Consider the following 19052-nt stretch of genomic DNA (forward strand, 5'->3'; position numbering starts at 1 on the left):
AGATTAAATATGGAACAACCCTTACTCATTTACAACACCCTGCACCGGCAGAAGGAAGTATTCAAGCCGTTGCACGCCCCCCACGTGGGGATGTATGTCTGCGGTCCCACCGTCTACGGTGATCCGCACTTGGGACATGCACGTCCGGCCATTACGTTCGACTTGCTATTCCGCTATCTTAAACATTTGGGCTATCAGGTGCGCTACGTACGCAACATCACCGATGTAGGCCATCTGGAACACGATGCCGACGAAGGCGAAGACAAGATTGCCAAGAAAGCCCGTCTGGAACAACTGGAGCCGATGGAGGTGGCACAATACTATGCCAACCGCTACCACGACGCCATGCGTGCCCTCAATGTCCTGCCACCCAGCATCGAGCCGCAGGCATCGGGGCACATCATCGAACAAATCGAATTGGTAAAAGAGATTCTGAAAAACGGCTATGCCTACGAAAGCCAAGGCTCCGTCTACTTCGATGTAAACAAGTATAATAAAGACCATCATTACGGCATGCTATCGGGCCGCAACCTGGATGATGTGCTGAATACCACCCGCGAACTGGACGGCCAGGAGGAGAAACACAACCCCGCCGACTTCGCCTTGTGGAAGAAAGCACAGCCCGAACACATCATGCGATGGCCCTCACCTTGGAGTGACGGGTTCCCAGGCTGGCACTGCGAATGTACAGCCATGGGGCGCAAGTATCTGGGCGCGCACTTCGACATACACGGGGGAGGCATGGATCTGGTCTTCCCGCATCACGAATGCGAGATTGCGCAGGCCGTGGCTTCGCAGGGTGATGACATGGTGCACTACTGGATGCACAACAACATGATTACAATCAACGGACAGAAAATGGGCAAATCGCTGGGTAACTTCATCACACTGGAGCAATTCTTCACCGGACAGCACGAGAAACTGACACAGGCCTACACACCGATGACCATCCGCTTCTTCATCCTCCAGGCGCACTACCGCAGTACGGTGGACTTCAGCAACGAGGCCTTGCAGGCTGCTGAGAAAGGATTGGCCCGTCTGATGGATGCTATCCACGAGCTGGACAACCTGAAGCCGTCGACTGCCTCGTCGGTGAATGTACATGCGCTGGCCGCCAAGTGCTATGAGGCTATGAACGACGACCTGAACTCGCCCATTGTCATCGCACACTTGTTCGACGGAGCAAAGATGGTGAACAACATCGCTGCTGGCAACGATACCATCAGCGCCGAAGACCTGCAGGAATTGAAGGACATCTTCCAACTTTTTGCCTTCGATATCCTGGGACTGAAGGCTGAGAATACATCCGATGCTGCCCGTGAGGAAGCTTTCGGCCACGTAGTGGACATGCTGCTGGAAGAGCGTGCCAAAGCGAAAGCCAACAAAGACTGGGCCACCAGCGACAAGATACGCAATGAACTGACAGCCTTAGGCTTTGAAATAAAAGACGGAAAGGAACGCACAGAATGGAAACTGAACAAATAAAAGCGTTCTTCCAGAACGACCGCTTTGCCGCCAATGCAGGTGTCAAGCTACTGGAAGTGAGGGAGGGTTATGCAAAAGCATCCCTCACCATCACTCCCGAACACCTGAATGCCGGTGGACGTACACAAGGTGGGGCACTCTTCACCCTGGCGGATTTGGCATTGGCTGCTGCGGCCAATGCGCACGGTACCCTGGCTTTCTCGCTCTCATCGCACATCACCTTTCTCAGGGGGAGCCAGCAGGGAGACACGCTCATTGCCGAAGCCCGCGAACGATATATCGGGCGCACTACGGGCTGCTACCAGATAGACATCACCAACCAGGAAGGCAAACTCTTGGCGACGTTCGAGTCGAGCGTGTTCCGCATGAACGACAAACTGCCGTTTGCCACTGCACCTACTGACTAATGCCCGCACGCAATCATGAAGAAGAGCGTCTTAGGTTGCCTCTGCCTGACTGCATTAGTGACAGCCTGCGCACCGCAGGTGGCCGACAACGAATATCTGATAGCTGGTACGGTAACTGACGTACCGGACAGTACTGTCGTCCACCTGCAGAAACTAAACGACCAGTTCTTCACCGCAGTAGCCTGCGACACGGTAATGCAAGGACGATTTGAACTGCGCGACACGGTATCTTCCTCACAGCGACTGTGCCTGACAATAAACGGGAAAGGTTACCCGAACTATTTACTGAACTTATGGGTAGCTCCCGGACAATACATCGAACTGAAAGGAAACGGCAAACTGTTTCCCCTATGGGACGTAAAGAGTGACATCGCAGAGCAACAAGAGGAAAATCGCTTTGCCAACTATACCCGCGAGCCTCAGAAGCAAATACTGGAATATAACATCCAGGAAAGCGACATCCTGACAGAATTATCCGACAAGAAGCACCAAGGCAACAAAGAGTACCAAGAAGCCGCATGGAACAAAATCGACTCTATCCAAAGGCTATCGGTCCCCTTCATGCTGGAACGTACGCGAATGGAAGTGGAGTGTATGAAGACGGCACCTGTTTCACAAATATGGTTGGAGAAACTGGAAACGAATGCTACCCTGACAAGGTTTGCTGCCGCTGACACTGCGTTCCAAGACTACGCTGCCTTTATCGCACCACTGAAGGAGTTGTACATGACCTTACCGGATTCCATCAAACAGACTGCTACGGCGCAAAAAGCTTATCATGCCTTATTCCCGAAGATAAAAGCAGGTGATGTTATGACCGATGGAACCTTATATGACCCCGACGGAAACGAGCATCATCTGGCTGAATTCAAAGGTCAATACATCTTGCTGGACTTCTGGAGCCAGACGTGCGGCCCGTGTCGGCGAGCCATTCCCGAACTGGAGGAAGTAGCCCGGACGTATGCCGGCCGTCTGACTGTGGTCTGCATCAGCACCGACCCCCAGGAGGTATGGAAGCAATGCCTTCAGATAAAAGGAATGAAAGGCATCCAATGGAACGAACTGCGCAACGACGGCGGCGGACTGCAAGCTGATTATGGCGTACAGGGGCTTCCGCATTACGTGCTTATCGCGCCAGACGGGAAAGTGAAACATGTCTGGGCCGGCTACTGGAAAGGAGTGATCCGGACGATTCTGGAAACACATATAAACTAAGAGGGAACAACAAGAGCCAGTTCCATTCCACACAGAATCAGCCCCCTGCCGGATAGTCTGACAGCTTTCCGGCAGGGGGCTGAGTCTACCCGTCATTATGTTTTCGGTCTTACTTCACCAACGACTTCAGCGGATAGCGGTTGCCCTCTACGCCTGTAAAAAACGCCTTAGCCGAACCAAAACTAAGGTACATATCCAGACGGATAGGCAAATGGTTATCGTCATCAGAAACAAAGAAGGTAATGACTTCTTTCTCGGCGCCTTCCTTATCATATTCTACAAAAGAGAACACCAGACAGCGATAGGTATGCCCATCCTTGGCTTCCACATTGTCTGTCCCTCTGTATATCAGAGTCTGCTGCTCTACTTTCCGACCGGTGGCCATTGGGAAGTGTACCTTATCGCCCACCTTGAAATCTGCAGGATTCCATGAGCGGGCCTGCCCCAGAATACTGAGCATATCAAAGATGCAGCCACTTTCGGCCGTATATTCCATTTCCTGCGGGGCCCGTACCTCACTATACCACGTGCGCCGCTGCTTGACGTGTGACACCCCGTTGCTGTACGAGAACCAGGCTTCGTCCCGCGTGTGGCGCTTTCCTTCTTCGGCAGCTTTGCAGAAATAAAGCGGCTCCAGGCGGTCGGTGACATAGCAAGTCAGCGTATCGCGCATTTTGAAAAAGAAATCGGCACGCTTGCTGGTATGTGACTTCAGACGGAAGCAGTAGCCAGGCTTGCCTTCATATTCCGTCTTATCCGTGGTCAGTTCGGCTGTGCCCACCTTTATCCAGATAAACTTCCAGTTGAACATCAGATTGTAAGAGATGCGCTCACCCGGCAAGAACGCCGTGTTCTTAGCCCCGCACTGAGCGGAGACTTCGGTGGCAAACATCACGAGCCAGCACACCAGCAAAGCGCATATCCACTTGCCAGCACAAGGCAAAGCCTTTTTAGTAACTGTAGCCCCGGCCGCTATTGCCCGAGCTGCTTCGGTTGTTCCGGTTTTTGTTTTTCTTGTCTTCATCCGGTTTTTGTTTTTTCAATTCGTCAGGTTTTTGTTTATCGCGTGGCCGGTCTTTGATGTTCCAGCTTTGGCGCAGTTCAAAATTTGCTTTCAGGTCCAATACCTGCCAGTAGTAGTACACAGCTTCGGGCTGGCGTTTCGCAGCATAATCCCCCGTGTCCCACTTCCCGTTTCCGTTGGTGTCATTGATGAGCCGGGCCCCATACTTGCCGGGGTTCAGGAAATAGAAGTCGGCACGTCCCTCGACAACGGGCACCGTGCGCAGCACCTTGTCTTGTCCGTCCAGCAATTCGACGAAAGCCACAGAATCGGCACCGGTAATATCAAAGAATATCTGCCCGTATTCTTCCAACGCCTTGGCCTTGAAGTCCTTTTTCACCTTATCGGTAAACAGGCCGTAAATGCCGTGTATGGCCGTAGAGTCAATCTCGAAGGTATAGCTTTCTCCCGGTTCCCAATCGGCAAAGATGTTATACTTCTTGATGTCTGCCGTATCTTGCTGGAAATCGAAAGGAATATCGTTCCACAGCGTATCCACTTTCTGCCTGAGGTGGAAAGCAGAAGTATCAATGCGGGCAATAGGTTCGGTGAAAGAGACCGTCAGATAGTCGTAAATATCCATAGCCGAAGGAGCATACACGTCGACCGGCAGGAATTCTGTCTCCGGCTTATCCTCTTCCTCTTCCCCTTTCTTGCGGCGTTTTTTCCGTTCCTTTTCCTTCTTCTCCCGTTCCTTGGCCTTTTCCTCCTCGGTTTTAGGTTTTACCTTCGACACGAGCGCCAACGTATCGGTACGTGGTACCAGCTGATTCAGCGTATCGGTATACAGATAAGTCAGCTCCATTTTCAGCGTATCCAGCTTGTAGATAAGCGAGTCTTTAATCCAATAGTCCAGTGTATCGATGCGTCCCGTAGGCTTTTCGATGATAAAGGCATCGGTCGCATCGAAATTCATGCCTTTCAGAAGCGGCAAGGTATCGGCAGGAGCCGTGAAACAAAGGCTGAAACGCTGCATCACGGGGCGCTCGCTTTTGGCCAGGCGCTGGGCCCGGGTAATTTTTTCCTTAAAGGACATCAGGATAAGGTCGTCGGGCATGAAACGTGTATAGCCCCGCTGCACGATGGTATCAATGGTCAGCGTGTCTATCCAGAAGGTATCGGGACGCACGGCAGGCTCACACATAGGTATGACCAGCGAATCGGCATAAGCGATGTTCTCCGTAGGCTGTGAAAAATAATAGTTCTGGTCGCCATCCATCAGTCCGTAGATGCGATAGCGTCCGGGCGCGATGCCCCGGATGGAGAAACGCCCCCGGCTGTCCGTGCGCCCCACGCGGTCGAAGGGCAGGCTCGTGAAGGCCGAGTCTTCGAGGTTAGCGTGCAGGCCCACCAGCATATTCTTCACCGGCTCCAGGTCGGCAGCGTTGAGCAAGATGCCACTCACCTGCAGGGAGTCGATGTGATCGCCGGTAGAGAAAGTGAAGGCAAAGTCGTAAAGCGGATTGCCTTCGTTGTTGTCTTGTATGGCATCGGAGAAGTCGATGGTGTAGGTCATATTGGGTTTCAACGTATCTTCCAGGTCGATAAGCACCCGCTTGCCCGAAGCACGCACGTTGGGCTGCTGCACCTGCGGAGGCGAGATAACCACTTTTTCGCCCGGATTATCCAGTTTGATGTATTCATCGAACTCAATGCGGACACGCGGGCGGTTATAATTCAGCGCACCTGGAGTGGGAGTGCTGCGTAGGAACAGAGGGGGGGTCTCATCCAAAGGACCTCCTTCGATGCGCCCCACACTGGCACATGAATACAAGATGGCCACACCGGCCAACGTCCCCACCAGACGGCGAATGAATAGCTTCTTCTTGATCATCATTGGTTATTAAGCGTTCTATGCGTTGCAAAAATACGTCTTCTCTTTCAATCTGAGGTATAGCGTTACATTATTTTAACCCTACAAAGGGAGGTATAAGGCAACAAAGACATCAAACGGGCACCTCCACCGTCTCCAGACACGGCTCAAAACGCCTATGCCCAAGAGGCAGACTGCTTGTCTATAAGAAGCGCAGTGCTTGTATGTGGGAAGCACGGTGCTTGTATAGAAGAAGCAGACCGCCCAGCATACAGGCTCTGGCACCGCCTTCTCCTTGCTTATAATCAACAAAGAACCTTTTCTCTTTAAAAACATAGTTAAAAAGATAGCTTTTACCTATATAATACAGAAAGAAAAGAATAACTTTGCGCCCGAAAACTGTAAAAGCGCATTCAGTTTTCACCCTATGGGTTCGGGGACCAGCCTTCGCTGAGGCCGCAGAGGCGATGGGAGGGTTCTGTCATAAGAAACAATATACAATATATATGAGAACAAAAATGAATATGAAGAGTAGATTAGTATTACTGGCCTGTTGCCTGGCACTGCTCAGCAGCTGCAAGAACGGCAACGGCGGTGAAGCGAAAGCCCCCGAGTATGCAGTGATTACCGCACAGACCACCACTGCCAAACTGACGAACAGCTACCCGGCCACCATCAAGGGTAAGCAAGACGTGGAAATCCGTCCGATGGTAAGCGGATTCATCACGAAACTGCACGTAGACGAAGGTTCGGTCGTAAAGAAAGGACAAGTGCTGTTCACCATCGACCAGGTGCAGTACAAAGCTGCCGTAGAAACAGCACAAGCTGCTGTGGCAACAGCCGAAGCAGCCTTGCAGACCCAAGAGCTGACCACGAAGAATAACCGCGAGCTGAACAAACGCGGCATCGTGAGCGACTACCAGTTGAGCACATCTGAAAATCAGCTGGCGCAGGCAAAGGCTTCGCTGGCACAGGCAAAAGCTTCGCTGACCAATGCCGTGCGCAACCTGCAATATACTGAGGTGACCAGCCCCAGCGACGGCATCGTGGGACAGATTCCCTACCGTGTAGGAAGCCTGGTAAGCGCTTCGATGTCGACCCCCATGACCACCGTGGCCGACAACTCGGAGATGTTCGCCTACTTCTCCATGACCGAACGCCAGCTGCTGGACATGATACGCGAAGGAGGCAGCATGACGGAGATTCTGAACAAGATGCCTGACATCAACCTGCAACTCATCGATGGCTCCATCTATCCGGACAGCGGTCGCGTGGAAACTATCAGCGGCGTCATCGACCCGACTACCGGTTCGGTAAGCATGCGTGCCATGTTCCCCAACAAACACAACGTGCTGCGCAGCAACTCGACAGGTAACGTCATCTTCCCCAACATTCTGACGGATGTCATCCTCATCCCGCAGTCGGCTACTACAGAAATTCAGGACAAGAAGTTCGTCTTTGTCCTCCAGGCCGATAATACGGTAAAGAACACCGAGATACAGGTCTACACCCTGAATGACGGCCAGAACTACTACGTGACCGGTGGTTTGAAGCCCGGCGACAAGGTGGTCATCGAAGGCGTACAGACTTTGGACGACGGACAGGCTATCACACCCATCACGCCTGCTGAGAAGGAGGCTGCCTACAAGCAGGCTCTGGAAGACCAGAAAAACGGGAACATTCAGACTGCATTCCAATAATCCATTAAATGATGAATGAAGAATCGCCGCTCCGCGGCAACATGAAGAATCTTGTTCGAAACACGGGACGCCCTTCATTCTCAAAGCTTCATTCTTAATTCCTCATTAAATATAATAGTATGAATTTATCAAGATTTATAAACCGTCCGGTACTGTCCACAGTAATCTCCATCCTGCTGGTCATCCTGGGTTTCATCGGACTGGCCACGCTGCCCGTTACCCAGTACCCGGACATCGCGCCCCCCACCATCAGCGTGAGCGCAACCTATACGGGCGCCAACGCCCAGACCGTACTGAATGCGGTCGTCTCGCCGTTGGAAGACCAGATCAACGGTGTGGAAAACATGATGTACATGACCTCCGATGCCTCCAACAACGGTTCGGCCTCCATCACCGTCTACTTCAACCAGGGCACCGACCCGGACATGGCGCAGGTGAACGTGCAGAACCGCGTAACTGCCGCCGAGGGCCTGCTGCCGCAGGAAGTGACGCAAATCGGTGTGACCACCCGTAAGCGTCAGTCGTCCATGCTGATGATTTTCACCATCTACGACATGGAGGACAAGTATAACATTGAGTTCATTGAGAACTACGCCAGCATCAACATCATCCCGGAAATCAAGCGTGTATCCGGCGTGGGCGATGCCTTCGTGATGGGTGCCGACTACTCCATGCGTATCTGGCTGAAGCCGGACGTCATGTCGCAGTACAAGCTCATCCCCGCCGACATCAGCTCTGCCCTGGCCGAACAGAACATTGAGGCCGCCCCCGGCCAGTTCGGCGAACGTAGTAACCAGACGTTCCAATACACCATCCGCTACCGCGGACGCCTGCAAAGTACCGAGGAATTCGAGAACATCGTCATCAAGTCCCTGCCGGACGGCGAACTGCTGCGCCTAAAGGACGTGGCCGACATCGAGTTGGGACGTAACAGCTACGGCTTCGATGCCACCGTGGACGGCCACAAGGGTGTCAGCTGTATCGTGTTCCAGATGGCCGGCACCAACGCCACGCAAACCATTCAGGACTTGGAAAAAGTACTGGACGACATGCAGAAGAACATGCCTGCCGGTATTGGCGTCAACATCGCCCAAAGCGCCAATGACTTCCTCTTCGCCTCCATCCACGAGGTGGTGAAGACCCTTATTGAGGCGTTCATACTGGTGTTCATCGTGGTGTACATCTTCCTGCAGGATATGCGCTCCACGCTGATTCCCGCCATCGCCATCCCTGTGGCCTTGATTGCCACGTTCTTCGCCCTGAAAATAATCGGCTTTAGTATCAACCTGCTGACCCTGTCGGCCATGGTGCTGGCCATCGCCATCGTGGTCGACGACGCCATAGTCGTCGTCGAGGGCGTCCATGCCAAGCTGGACCAGGGCTACAAGTCGGCCCGTCTGGCTGCCATCGACGCCATGCACGAACTGGGAGGTGCCTTGGTCAGCATCACGTTGGTCATGATGTCCGTGTTCATCCCCGTGAGCTTCATGGGCGGTACGGCCGGTACATTCTATCAGCAGTTCGGTCTGACCATGGCCATTGCCATCTTCTTCTCGGCAGTCAACGCCCTGACACTGAGTCCTGCCCTGTGTGCCATTTTCCTGAAACCGCATAACACGGAAGGACACGATGAAACAACGTTGAAGGAACGTATCGGCACTGCCACCAAGGAGGCACGCAAGATATGGATTCAGCGCTATGCCCAAAGCCTGGGCAAATTCATGAAGCCGAAACTGACCATCATCTTCACTTGTGTGGCCATCATCGGCATGATATTCGGCATGTTCAGCTTTGAAGAACATCCGCTGCTCTGCCCCATCTTCATTGTCATCAGTGTCCTGGCTGTTGCCGGTATGACAACCGACAAGTTCAAGCAGACGTTCAACGCAGACTACGACAACCTCTTGGGTAAATATAAAAAGCAGGTGCTGAAGTTCATCCAAAGACGCTGGCTGAGCGCCAGCCTGGTAGTGGGCTCCATCGTGCTCCTGATGGTCTTCATGCAGGTGACACCTACCGGCATGGTGCCTAACGAAGACACAGGTACCATCATGGGTGCCGTGACACTGCCTCCCGGCACATCGCAAGAACGTGCCCAGCAGATTCTGGCCCGCGTAGACAGTCTGGTAGCAGCCGAACCCGCAGTGCAGTCGCGTACCATTATCTCGGGTTACAGCTTCATCGGCGGTCAAGGCCCCGGCTACGGTTCGGTCATCATCAAGCTGAAACCTTGGGAGGAGCGCTCGACAATGCAAAACTCTACCATTGTCTATGCTACGTTGTTCATGCGTGCGCAGAAGATTATCAAGGAAGCACAGGTATTGTTCTTCGCTCCGCCTATGATTCCGGGTTACTCCGTATCTACGGACATTGAGCTGAACATGCAGGATAAGACGGGTGGCGACTTGAACCGCTTCTACAGTGTGGTACAGGACTACATGGCTGCTTTGGAGAAACGCCCTGAAATCACATCGGCAGCCACGAACTTCAACCCCAGCTTCCCGCAATATCAACTGGACATTGATGCGGCTGCATGTAAACGTGCAGGCATTAGTCCCAACGATATCCTAAGTGTGATGCAGGGATACTATGGAGGCTTGTATGCATCCAACTTCAACAGTTTCGGTAAGATGTACCGTGTCATGATACAAGGTGAGCGTGATGCGACCAAGAATCTGGAATCGCTGGAAAGCATCATGGTACGCAACTCTAACGGTGATATGGCTCCTATCAGCCAATTCGTAAAGCTGACCAAGGTCTACGGTCCGGATGTCATCAGCCGATTCAACTTGTACACGTCCATGAAAGTGATGGTAGCACCGGCCACAGGTTATACCTCCGGTCAGGCTCTGCAAGCCATCGCCGAAGTGGCCGACCAGAACTTGCCTGCCGGCTTCGGATACGAACTGGGTGGTATGGCACGTGAGGAGGCCGAGACAAGCGGCAGCACAACCGGACTTATCTTCGTGCTCTGCTTCGTATTCGTTTATCTGCTGTTGAGTGCCCAGTACGAGAGCTACATTCTGCCGCTGGCCGTATTGCTCTCCGTACCGTTCGGTCTGATGGGTAGCTTCATCTTCGTCAACTGTGCCAGCCTCATCGGTGGCATCCCTGCCTTGCAGATGATTATAGGAACCATGTCCAATAACATCTACATGCAGATTGCCCTCATCATGCTGATGGGTCTGTTGGCCAAGAACGCCATCCTGATTGTAGAGTTCGCCCTCGACCGCCGCAAGATGGGTATGAGTATCACATGGGCTGCCGTGCTTGGTGCCGGTGCCCGTCTGCGTCCTATCTTGATGACGTCACTGGCCATGATTATCGGTCTGCTCCCGCTGATGTTTGCCAGCGGTGCCGGTGCCAACGGCTACCGTACACTGGGAACTTCGGCCATCGGAGGTATGTTAATCGGTATGATTCTGCAGATCTTCATTGTTCCTGCCTTGTTCGTTGCCTTCCAGTACTTGCAAGAGAAGATCAAACCAATGGAATGGGACGATGTAGACAACTCTGACGCAGAAGCTGAAATTGAGCAATACAGCAAATAACCATGCAATGAAGAATGAAGAATTAAGAATGAGGAACAGATTTCAACTTACTTCTCCTTCTTTCTACAGATTCTTCATTCTTCATTCTTAAATTCTATGTAAGACAATATGAAAGGAAAGATAATCACCCTGATGTGTGCCACTGCCCTGCTGAGCAGTTGCCACATCTACAAAGCATACGACAGACCGGAGGATATCAGTGCCGAAGGCCTGTACCGCGATACGGCCATAGTGAACAACACGCTGGCCTCAGACACAGCCAACTTCGGCAATGTGCCCTGGCGCGAAGTATTCACCGACCCGCAACTGCAAGCCTATATCGAACAGGCTCTGACCAACAACGCTGATTTGCGCACGGCCATGCTCAACGTGGAATCGGCTCAGGCGGCTCTGATGTCGGCGCGTCTGTCTTACCTGCCACAGTTGTCACTGACCCCGCAGGGTACACTGACCAACTGGAACAAAGGAGAGATAACCACAAAGACTTATAACATCCCCGTCAGTGCAAGCTGGCAGATTGATCTCTTCGGACAAATCCTGAACCCGAAACGAGCCGCACAAGTCTCGCTGAAGCAAGCCCAATATAACGAACAGGCAGTACAGACGCAGCTTATCGCCAACGTAGCCAACATTTACTATACACTGCTGATGCTGGACCGTCAACTGGAGATTACCGAGAACACAGCCGAAGTACTGAAAGACTACGTGGAAACCATGCAGGCCATGTACGACTACGGCAACGTCAACAGTGCCGCCATCGAACAGAGCCGCACCAGCTATGCACAAGTAGTGGCTTCGCTGTCCGACCTGCGCCAAAGCATCAGCGAGACGGAGAACAGCTTCTGCCTCATCCTCAACGAACCGGCCCATGCTATCGAGCGCGGCGTACTGGAAGAACAGGCACTGCCCTCCGACTTCTCGGTAGGCATACCCTTGCAATTGCTTTCCAACCGCCCGGACGTACAGGCTGCAGAAATGGCACTGGCCGCCTGCTATTACAACACCAACAGTGCCCGCGCAGCATTCTATCCGCAAATCACACTGAGCGGCACGGCCGGATGGACCAACAGCAGCGGCGCCGGCATCGTGAACCCCGGCAAGTTGCTGGCCAACCTGATTGGCTCGCTGACACAGCCTCTGTTCTACCGCGGAGCCAACATTGCCCGTCTGCGCCAGGCCCGCGCCCAAGAAGAACAAGCTAAGATTGCGTTCCAGACTACCCTGCTGAATGCCGGTAACGAAGTAAGCAATGCTCTCTCTTTGTATCAAAACACGATGGAAAAAGTTAATTCTCGCACCATACAGGTAAATTCTGCCCGAAAAGCTGCGGAAGATACAAAAGAATTGTTTAACTTAGGCACGTCAACCTACCTTGAAGTACTGACGGCCCAACAGAGCTACCTCAGCGCACAGTTGTCTGAAGTAAGCGACACGTTCGACCAGATGCAGGCTGTCATCAACCTGTACCAGGCTTTGGGTGGAGGAAGAGAATAACATTTTAAATCGTAGTATCATGATTAGTCCATTAGCTTACGTAGACCCTGCCGCCAAACTCGGCAAGAACGTTACAGTGCAACCTTTCGCCTATATTGAGGGCGATGTAGAAATCGGCGACGACTGTGTCATCATGGCCGGCGCACACATTTTGAACGGCACCCGCATGGGACGCAAGAACACCGTTCACCACGGTGCCGTTTTGGCCAGCATTCCGCAGGATTTCCACTACACCGGCGAAGAAAGCCTCTTGGTTATCGGTGACAACAACGACATACGTGAAAACGTAGTCATTGCCCGTGCCACGCATAAGGAAGGTGGTACGAGCATCGGTAACGGTAACTTCCTGATGGACGGGACACACTTGTGCCACGATGTGCACATCGGCAACAAATGTGTGCTGGGCATTCGCAGCATGGTGGCAGGAGAGAGTCAGGTAGACGACTGCACCATCCTGAGCAGCAACGTCATCGTGCAGCAGAAATGCCACATCGGCAGTTGGGTACTCATCCAGTCAGGTTGCCGCATCTCCAAGGATGTGCCGCCCTATATCATCATGGCGGGCAACCCGGTGCAATACCACGGCATCAATGCCGTCGTGCTGCAGAATGCACAAAACGAGAGCCACATCACCGACCGTATTCTGCGTCATATCATGAATGCCTACCGCCTTGTCTACCAAGGCAACTTCAGCCTGCAAGATGCCGTGCTGAAGATAGAAGACCAGATTCCGATGAGTGACGAGATTCACAACATCGTTAACTTCATCAAGAACTCAAAAGGCATCGTCAGATAAGCCATACGCAGAGAAATCACTAGAAAAACAAAGACCGCCCCGTAGCAAAACGGTAGCGGTCTTTGTTTTTTGTGTCCTAACTTGCAGAAGCTTCCGGCAGGTTTCTTACTCAAAGTGCAACAAGCCGAAAAACTCCGGGCAATGAAAATTAGGCTGCTCCAACTTTATAGGATTCCACGAAAGGAAATGGGGTGTCTGCAGCAAATCGCCGCACTTATAGAAATTGGCACGTATCTGACAGCCCGAAAGCGTATCCAGCCGATGGAGGAAGAAGGTAGAGACCGGCACGACAAGCGCCACCTCCCAATGGCACTCCCCTATTCTCTCGTCAAACGGTTGGCGACCCAGCGAAGCCCAGCGTTGCACACGGTCGAGCACTTCCTGAGAGGCCCGCTGACGGTCTTTACGGTCGGCACCACCGCCCACCAACAGCGTCCCGGCACAGTTGCATTCCAAGTTGTAATACACCCCATCGCCGGCAGGCACGGAAAAGAACTCCACGCAGGAATCCTCCCACACTCTGCCGTTATCGGCTGTAGCCACGGCACGCACCGATGCCTCGCGCACCTTGAAGTGCAACAGCAAGGCATCGCCCGTATGAGCCACACGAAATTGCACGGAAGGCTGATAAGGATACTCGGGCCAGTTGACCGTTTCTATCGGCTGGAAGGCAATCTTCTCCTGATCCAACAAAGTCGGTATGGCTTCTACCGGCACATTGGCAGCACTTATTTTCTTTACATTCAGTTCTTTCATACGGTTATCATTTAAGTAGACAGAAGTCTATCCCACACATTGGCTTATAAACGCCTTCATTTCCTCCTGATGTTCTTTTACGCTCTGCCACAGCTTGAACTGGGCAGCGGTGCGCACCAGGTTGTGTTCGGGATAAGCAATCTTGTAATAGGTATCTCCATTAAGATAGTCGGTCAGGAAGCGGACGCACTGCATATAGGGGAAGAGCGCGGCAGCATAAGGCAGATTCTCTATCTCGACAGGCAGAAGGAAGGAACGGGCCGACTCCAAGTAGCCACGGGTAAAGGCGCGGAAAATATCCATGTTGAAACGGACGTTATCCAGGTTGCGGTCGTCCTCAGCACCGGTATTGGCAGCCGATCGTAAGAAGTCGCCGTAGTCCGAGAACACATAAGAAGGCATTACGGTATCAAGGTCGATGACGCAGAGCACACTACCGTCTTCGTCGAACATCATGTTGTTCACCTTCGTATCGCAGTGGCAGACGCGCTTGGGCAGTTTGCCTTCGCGGTGCAGCTGTTCGGCCCGGCACATATCGTCGGCGCAGCGTTCCAGTTCGTCCAGATATTGCTTCACTTCCTTGACCCGGCCGACGGCATCGGCAGCCACCGCCTCGCGCAACTGACGCAACCGAAGTTCCATGTTGTGGAAATCGGGAATGGTCTCTACCAGCGGTTCGGTCACATCGGCCAGCATGGCTTCGAACTCACCGAAAGCCTTACCTGCGCAATAAGAATATTCGGGGTTGACCGTCTCGTAGGTCTTGGCACGGGGAATAAAGACCATCATACGCCAATAGCTGGCACCGTCGTACCAATACGTCTTTCCGTTATCGGCAGGCAGGAAATGCAGCACCTTACGCTCCACATCCTTCTCGCCCCGCTCCTCCAGCTTGCGGCGGATATGCGCCGTGACAGCTTCGATGTTGTGTTGCAGTCCGTCTACATCCTGGAAGATGGCATGATTGATACGCTGCAGCACATAGTCGGGCTCATCCGGCTCTGCCGTCGTTACTTTGTAGGTGTCGTTAATCAGACCAGAGCCCAGCGGGCGGATGTCGTTCACCGTTCCCTGAGTCTGGAAGTGGGAAACAATGTTTGAAAGTTGTTCATTCATAATGTCACTTGTTTTTATGGTTGTTATCTGTTTTCAGTACTCTTCAGGTATTCGTAGCCGAAGCGGCAGCGCAGGCAGTCGCGGCGGTCACAGTAAGCATTCTTCAGTTGCAACAGGGCCTGCGAATCGGCAGCCGTACGCACAGGCAATCCCGCAACAGCCCATTGCCGGATGATGCTGTTGTCTTCGGCTTTCAGTTCGTCCATAAAGCGGGCGGCACGCTCACACAGATGATCCTCCGAACGATGCCTGCCATAGGCATAGAGGAAAGGGATGACCGTGTTCAGCACCACCAAGTCGACAGCCTTCGCCCCCAGTTGCTTGACACGTTTTGCGGTGGCGGAACCGAAATGATAGTGCACATCCCAATAAGGGGAAGTGCCTGCCAGAAAGAGGCGGCGCACCTCATCGAGCGTATCGGGTTCCATCGCCCGCGAGAAAAGCCCTTCCTGGTGCTGGTAAATCCATGCCAGCTGTGCCAGACGCACATGCGGAAAGCCCGACGGGCGCAAGCGCAGAAAACGCCAGCGGTCGCGGGGCAGCGGTTCGGGCAGGGAGAACTTATGCCGCAGGTAAGCGAACTCGCGTTGCAGGGAAGCAGCATAGTCGTCGGCATCACAGGCGGGGTCGTTGTCGAGCAGTCCTGCCAGACCGAAGAACAGCGCTTCTATCTGGAATAGGCTGTCGCGGTGCTTGTCCACGGCACGCAGGGGAATCCTCAAAGCCCAGGCTTCGAAAGCATCGGCATTGAGTCCGAAGCCGAAGTTACGTGCCAGGGTTACGAAGAAGGCATCTTCCCAGTGATTGCCATTCTGCTGCAAGCGCAGACCAATGGCATCGGCTTTCCGGCTCAGCCGTTCGGCCTGCAAGGCAGAAAGCCACCCATGCACCTTGAGAGGGGAAAGGGCGGACAGCACAGCACGGCAGGGTGGGAAGACATCGGCCCGGCGCAATTCTTCGTAGCGGCAGCGCACATCGTCGGGACAGGCCAGTTGCAGTTGGTTAACGAGATGCCCGTCGGAACGGCAGACCTTGCAATCGGCCTCGCCCACCACGTGCAGCACCACATTGTCGTAGGCCCTGTCGCGGTCGTGTCCGTGGCGCACCCAGTCGGATGAGTGTTCATGCACTTCCACGTTGCCCACCCACAAGGTCCCGTCAACCCGCACTTTGGCGTTGAAAAAGTCAGGACCGGCATCCGTATTGGGCAAACCGGGGTCTACCACCTCCAGAGGAAGACCGTCTGTGGTGCTCAAGGGGCGCAGGGGGAAAAGGCGGTGACGCCAGACGTAATGCAGCAACTGTTCCATGCTTTCCAGGTATTCCGTATTCTTTGTTATTACTCGTGCCAAAGATAGGGCAAATATGGCGGACTGCCAACTTTTATCCCAACATTCTTCACTCGACACCAAGACTTACCGCAGGTGGCGGAAACAAGGCTGATTTACAGCGTTTCTTTCCAATGCCTTCGCAGCAAGCTCCATCGGGCTTCGCAGCAGGCTTCTTCGGGCTTCGCAGCAGTCCTCGTCTATATAAGCCACTTTTTCCGGCACGATGCAGATAAAAGTTTCTAAAGCTCCAGTTCCTCATCCACCTCAGGAATGGGCAACGAAAGGGTGAACTCGCTGAATTTGCCTTCGACGCTTTCCACCGTCACGTAGCCGCCATGTTCGCGCACCACATTCATCACATAGTTCAGCCCCAAGCCGAAACCTGCAATCTTCTCCCCCTGCCCTTTGCCGGTGGGAAGCACCCGCTCAAACTTGTCGAAGATGGTAGCCTGTGCTGCAAGTGGAATGCCGATGCCGTTGTCGCGCACGGCAATGCGGGTATATCCCTCTTCCTCCCACGAAGTGATACGAATCTCCACGCTGTCGCGCGAATACTTCAGGGCATTGTCCAGCAGATTGGCCAGTGCCTCTTTCAGAAATTCGCCGTCGGCAAACACACCGTCGGCTTTCATTTCCGTGCGGAAAGTGACAGGTTTCTGTGCTTTGGACGTGAATGTCTGCACCAGGTCGTCTACAATCGGGCACAAAGAAATCCAGTCCGGCTGCAGCAGCAGTTGCTCATGTTCCAACTTGGAGAGGGTCAGCACTTTATTGGTCAGAGTCAGCAGGTGGTTGGCCTCTCCCTCCAGAATATCGAAGTTTTTCTGCTTCTTCTCCGGCAGTGCATCCAACTTGCCGCTGCGCAACACTTTCAGGCCTAAGATGATGGTGCTGAGCGGTGTCTTCATGTCGTGAATCATGGCGTATGAGAAGTCCTCGCGCATCTGCGCCAGTCTGTCCTGCCCCTGGATAATCTCACGCTGCTTGCCTACGCCCCATAGCATCAGGCAGATGAACACCACCGAGCCAATGGAGTAATACAACAATCGGCCGACAGACTCTGCCCGCAGGTTGATGATGTATGCCCGCACGCCCCGCTCCCCGTCCAGCGGGATGACAAAGGTATCGCCCTCCCCCAACCGGTCGGCATAGTCGTCATAATAGCGCAAGGTGGCGCGGCGCACCACACTGCTGTCTGTCAGTGCCACGGTGTCGAGGCGGAAACGCAGACGGCGGAACTTGGCTTCGCGCAACTCCGCACGGAACACGCTGTCCAGACAGCATGACGGGTCCTGCACACGCCGGTCGTCCGTGCGGCACCACGCTTCGTGGACGCGACGCACCACGTCGGCCCGGTTCAGGCTGAAGCCCCAGCCCATCCAATAACCCAGGAAAAACAGGGCGGCAAAGGCAGAGACAATGGTAAGGAGCATATAAGCAGATTTCTTCATACGGCAGTCTGTTTTTTACTTGTCAACGCCGCAAAGATAGGGATTTATCGCCAACAGATGACCGATTAACGTAAAGATAACATACACTTAACGTAAGAAATAGACTTACAGACGCTATCTTTGCAGCGGGAAACTAAAAGAAACATCAAACAAAAGCATCATAATGGAAACACAACAACAAACATCGCGCACCGCCATCAACAACAAGGCGGAAATCAAGCTGACACTGAAAAGCATCACTGTCCGCATCCTTACCTTCTACCTGCTGGTCATCTATGCAGGCACGCTGCTCTTCACCTTCATCTGGGACGAATTTTCCGCCTACGGCATGGGCTACAACTTCGGTCTGCTCTGGATGAAAGGAACCTTATGGAAAGTGCTGGCTGCTTATGGCGGCTCGCTCCTGATAGAGTTTCTCACCCTCTATTTCATCAATGGACGCCGCCTGCGGGGCATGGGCTGGCACTGGGATTTCAAAGGAATAGGGCCTTACCTGCACCAACCCATCCCCCTCAGACTCTGCCGCCTCCGGCTGCTGCTGCCCGGCCTGCTGATGGGTGTACTTCCTTTCGTCCACGGTTTCTGCACCGGCAATGCCAATGTCTACGTCGTCGGGCTGCTGTCTCTGATTTGCGCATCGGCCGATTTCCGCGTCTGGCTCAAGCTCCGCCCCTACGACGATGAAGACTTGTTCCGCGAAGGGAAGAAGAGTTACGAAGGCACGGTCATACGGCGCAATTACGGGAAAAGACGATAAGGACGTTTTCAAGCATATTTTGCTGCGGGAAAATGAGGCTATATTTTGTTTTTTACCTATCTTTGCCGAACACGGCGCACAGAGGGAATTCCCATCTGGAAGGAAGGATGCCCGCTC

At 53.3% G+C, this 19052-nt stretch carries 14 protein-coding genes; 8 read left to right on the top strand and 6 right to left on the bottom strand.

The window, feature by feature from the left end; translation table 11 throughout:
- The first annotated feature begins 9 nt into the window (after positions 1-9).
- From cysS to B5F34_RS04110, 3 genes are read left to right on the top strand one after another with little or no spacing between them, the layout of a single operon-like run.
- On the top strand, positions 10-1485 hold the full coding sequence (gene cysS / locus B5F34_RS04100) for a cysteine--tRNA ligase (protein WP_087335342.1): 1476 nt from the start codon (positions 10-12) through the stop codon (positions 1483-1485).
- Positions 1467-1892, top strand: coding sequence for a hotdog fold thioesterase (locus B5F34_RS04105; RefSeq protein WP_087335344.1), 426 nt, complete (start codon positions 1467-1469; stop codon positions 1890-1892). The genes cysS and B5F34_RS04105 overlap by 19 nt, the downstream gene beginning before the upstream one ends.
- A 15-nt stretch (positions 1893-1907) precedes the next feature.
- A complete protein-coding gene (locus tag B5F34_RS04110) occupies positions 1908-3107 on the top strand; it encodes a TlpA disulfide reductase family protein (RefSeq protein ID WP_087335347.1) in 1200 nt (399 codons plus the stop codon).
- 109 nt (positions 3108-3216) lie between these two features.
- On the opposite strand, the gene B5F34_RS04115 is transcribed toward B5F34_RS04110, so the two are convergent.
- Both B5F34_RS04115 and B5F34_RS04120 read right to left on the bottom strand, forming a co-directional pair.
- Positions 3217-3999 carry a DUF3108 domain-containing protein gene (locus tag B5F34_RS04115; protein ID WP_239448799.1) on the bottom strand — a complete coding sequence of 261 codons (783 nt, stop codon included), beginning with the start codon at positions 3997-3999 and terminating at the stop codon, positions 3217-3219.
- Between the two features lie 58 nt (positions 4000-4057).
- Positions 4058-6007 (bottom strand): Ig-like domain-containing domain, encoded by a 1950-nt coding sequence (locus B5F34_RS04120; protein WP_204245581.1) that lies wholly within the window; start codon positions 6005-6007, stop codon positions 4058-4060.
- A gap of 500 nt (positions 6008-6507) precedes the next feature.
- On the opposite strand from B5F34_RS04120, the gene B5F34_RS04125 reads away from it, so the two are divergent.
- The 4 genes from B5F34_RS04125 (at position 6508) to lpxA (ending at position 13524) form a co-directional block, all read left to right on the top strand.
- Entirely contained in the window at positions 6508-7683 is a 1176-nt protein-coding gene (locus tag B5F34_RS04125) for an efflux RND transporter periplasmic adaptor subunit (protein ID WP_087335405.1), read from the top strand.
- A gap of 119 nt (positions 7684-7802) precedes the next feature.
- Positions 7803-11234: an efflux RND transporter permease subunit gene (locus B5F34_RS04130; protein WP_087335351.1), complete on the top strand. Its 3432-nt coding sequence runs from the start codon at positions 7803-7805 to the stop codon at positions 11232-11234.
- 108 nt (positions 11235-11342) lie between these two features.
- Complete coding sequence (locus B5F34_RS04135; RefSeq protein WP_087335352.1) at positions 11343-12728, top strand: TolC family protein; 1386 nt, start codon at positions 11343-11345, stop codon at positions 12726-12728.
- 19 nt (positions 12729-12747) lie between these two features.
- Positions 12748-13524, top strand: coding sequence for an acyl-ACP--UDP-N-acetylglucosamine O-acyltransferase (gene lpxA, locus B5F34_RS04140; protein WP_087335354.1), 777 nt, complete (start codon positions 12748-12750; stop codon positions 13522-13524).
- A gap of 105 nt (positions 13525-13629) precedes the next feature.
- Here the strand turns inward: lpxA and B5F34_RS04145 are convergent, their stop codons facing one another.
- The 4 genes from B5F34_RS04145 to B5F34_RS04160 form a co-directional block, all read right to left on the bottom strand.
- On the bottom strand, positions 13630-14271 hold the full coding sequence (locus B5F34_RS04145; protein WP_343224296.1) for a carbohydrate-binding family 9-like protein: 642 nt from the start codon (positions 14269-14271) through the stop codon (positions 13630-13632).
- Positions 14272-14307: 36 nt separating this feature from the next.
- Positions 14308-15396: an aminoglycoside phosphotransferase family protein gene (locus B5F34_RS04150; protein WP_087335357.1), complete on the bottom strand. Its 1089-nt coding sequence runs from the start codon at positions 15394-15396 to the stop codon at positions 14308-14310.
- A gap of 23 nt (positions 15397-15419) precedes the next feature.
- Entirely contained in the window at positions 15420-16706 is a 1287-nt protein-coding gene (locus tag B5F34_RS04155) for a DUF2851 family protein (protein ID WP_087335407.1), read from the bottom strand.
- 260 nt (positions 16707-16966) lie between these two features.
- A complete protein-coding gene (locus B5F34_RS04160) occupies positions 16967-18178 on the bottom strand; it encodes a HAMP domain-containing sensor histidine kinase (protein ID WP_087335359.1) in 1212 nt (403 codons plus the stop codon).
- A gap of 163 nt (positions 18179-18341) precedes the next feature.
- On the opposite strand from B5F34_RS04160, the gene B5F34_RS04165 reads away from it, so the two are divergent.
- Positions 18342-18935, top strand: coding sequence for a hypothetical protein (locus B5F34_RS04165; protein WP_087335361.1), 594 nt, complete (start codon positions 18342-18344; stop codon positions 18933-18935).
- Positions 18936-19052 lie beyond the last annotated feature (117 nt).

Origin of the sequence: Mediterranea sp. An20, from assembly GCF_002160055.1 — a bacterium.
Taxonomy (GTDB): domain Bacteria; phylum Bacteroidota; class Bacteroidia; order Bacteroidales; family Bacteroidaceae; genus Bacteroides; species Bacteroides avicola.

What these genes read in the sequence shown, in the direction of transcription:
- B5F34_RS04120 (WP_204245581.1), bottom strand. Translation starts at nt 6,007, where the DNA reads ATGATGATCAAGAAGAAGCTATTCATTCGCCGTCTGGTGGGGACGTTG.
- B5F34_RS04115 (WP_239448799.1), bottom strand. Translation starts at nt 3,999, where the DNA reads ATGTTTGCCACCGAAGTCTCCGCTCAGTGCGGGGCTAAGAACACGGCG.
- B5F34_RS04135 (WP_087335352.1), top strand. Translation starts at nt 11,343, where the DNA reads ATGAAAGGAAAGATAATCACCCTGATGTGTGCCACTGCCCTGCTGAGC.
- B5F34_RS04130 (WP_087335351.1), top strand. Translation starts at nt 7,803, where the DNA reads ATGAATTTATCAAGATTTATAAACCGTCCGGTACTGTCCACAGTAATC.
- B5F34_RS04155 (WP_087335407.1), bottom strand. Translation starts at nt 16,706, where the DNA reads ATGGAACAGTTGCTGCATTACGTCTGGCGTCACCGCCTTTTCCCCCTG.
- B5F34_RS04125 (WP_087335405.1), top strand. Translation starts at nt 6,508, where the DNA reads ATGAAGAGTAGATTAGTATTACTGGCCTGTTGCCTGGCACTGCTCAGC.
- B5F34_RS04150 (WP_087335357.1), bottom strand. Translation starts at nt 15,396, where the DNA reads ATGAATGAACAACTTTCAAACATTGTTTCCCACTTCCAGACTCAGGGA.
- B5F34_RS04160 (WP_087335359.1), bottom strand. Translation starts at nt 18,178, where the DNA reads ATGAAGAAATCTGCTTATATGCTCCTTACCATTGTCTCTGCCTTTGCC.
- B5F34_RS04110 (WP_087335347.1), top strand. Translation starts at nt 1,908, where the DNA reads ATGAAGAAGAGCGTCTTAGGTTGCCTCTGCCTGACTGCATTAGTGACA.
- lpxA (WP_087335354.1), top strand. Translation starts at nt 12,748, where the DNA reads ATGATTAGTCCATTAGCTTACGTAGACCCTGCCGCCAAACTCGGCAAG.
- B5F34_RS04105 (WP_087335344.1), top strand. Translation starts at nt 1,467, where the DNA reads ATGGAAACTGAACAAATAAAAGCGTTCTTCCAGAACGACCGCTTTGCC.
- cysS (WP_087335342.1), top strand. Translation starts at nt 10, where the DNA reads ATGGAACAACCCTTACTCATTTACAACACCCTGCACCGGCAGAAGGAA.
- B5F34_RS04165 (WP_087335361.1), top strand. Translation starts at nt 18,342, where the DNA reads ATGGAAACACAACAACAAACATCGCGCACCGCCATCAACAACAAGGCG.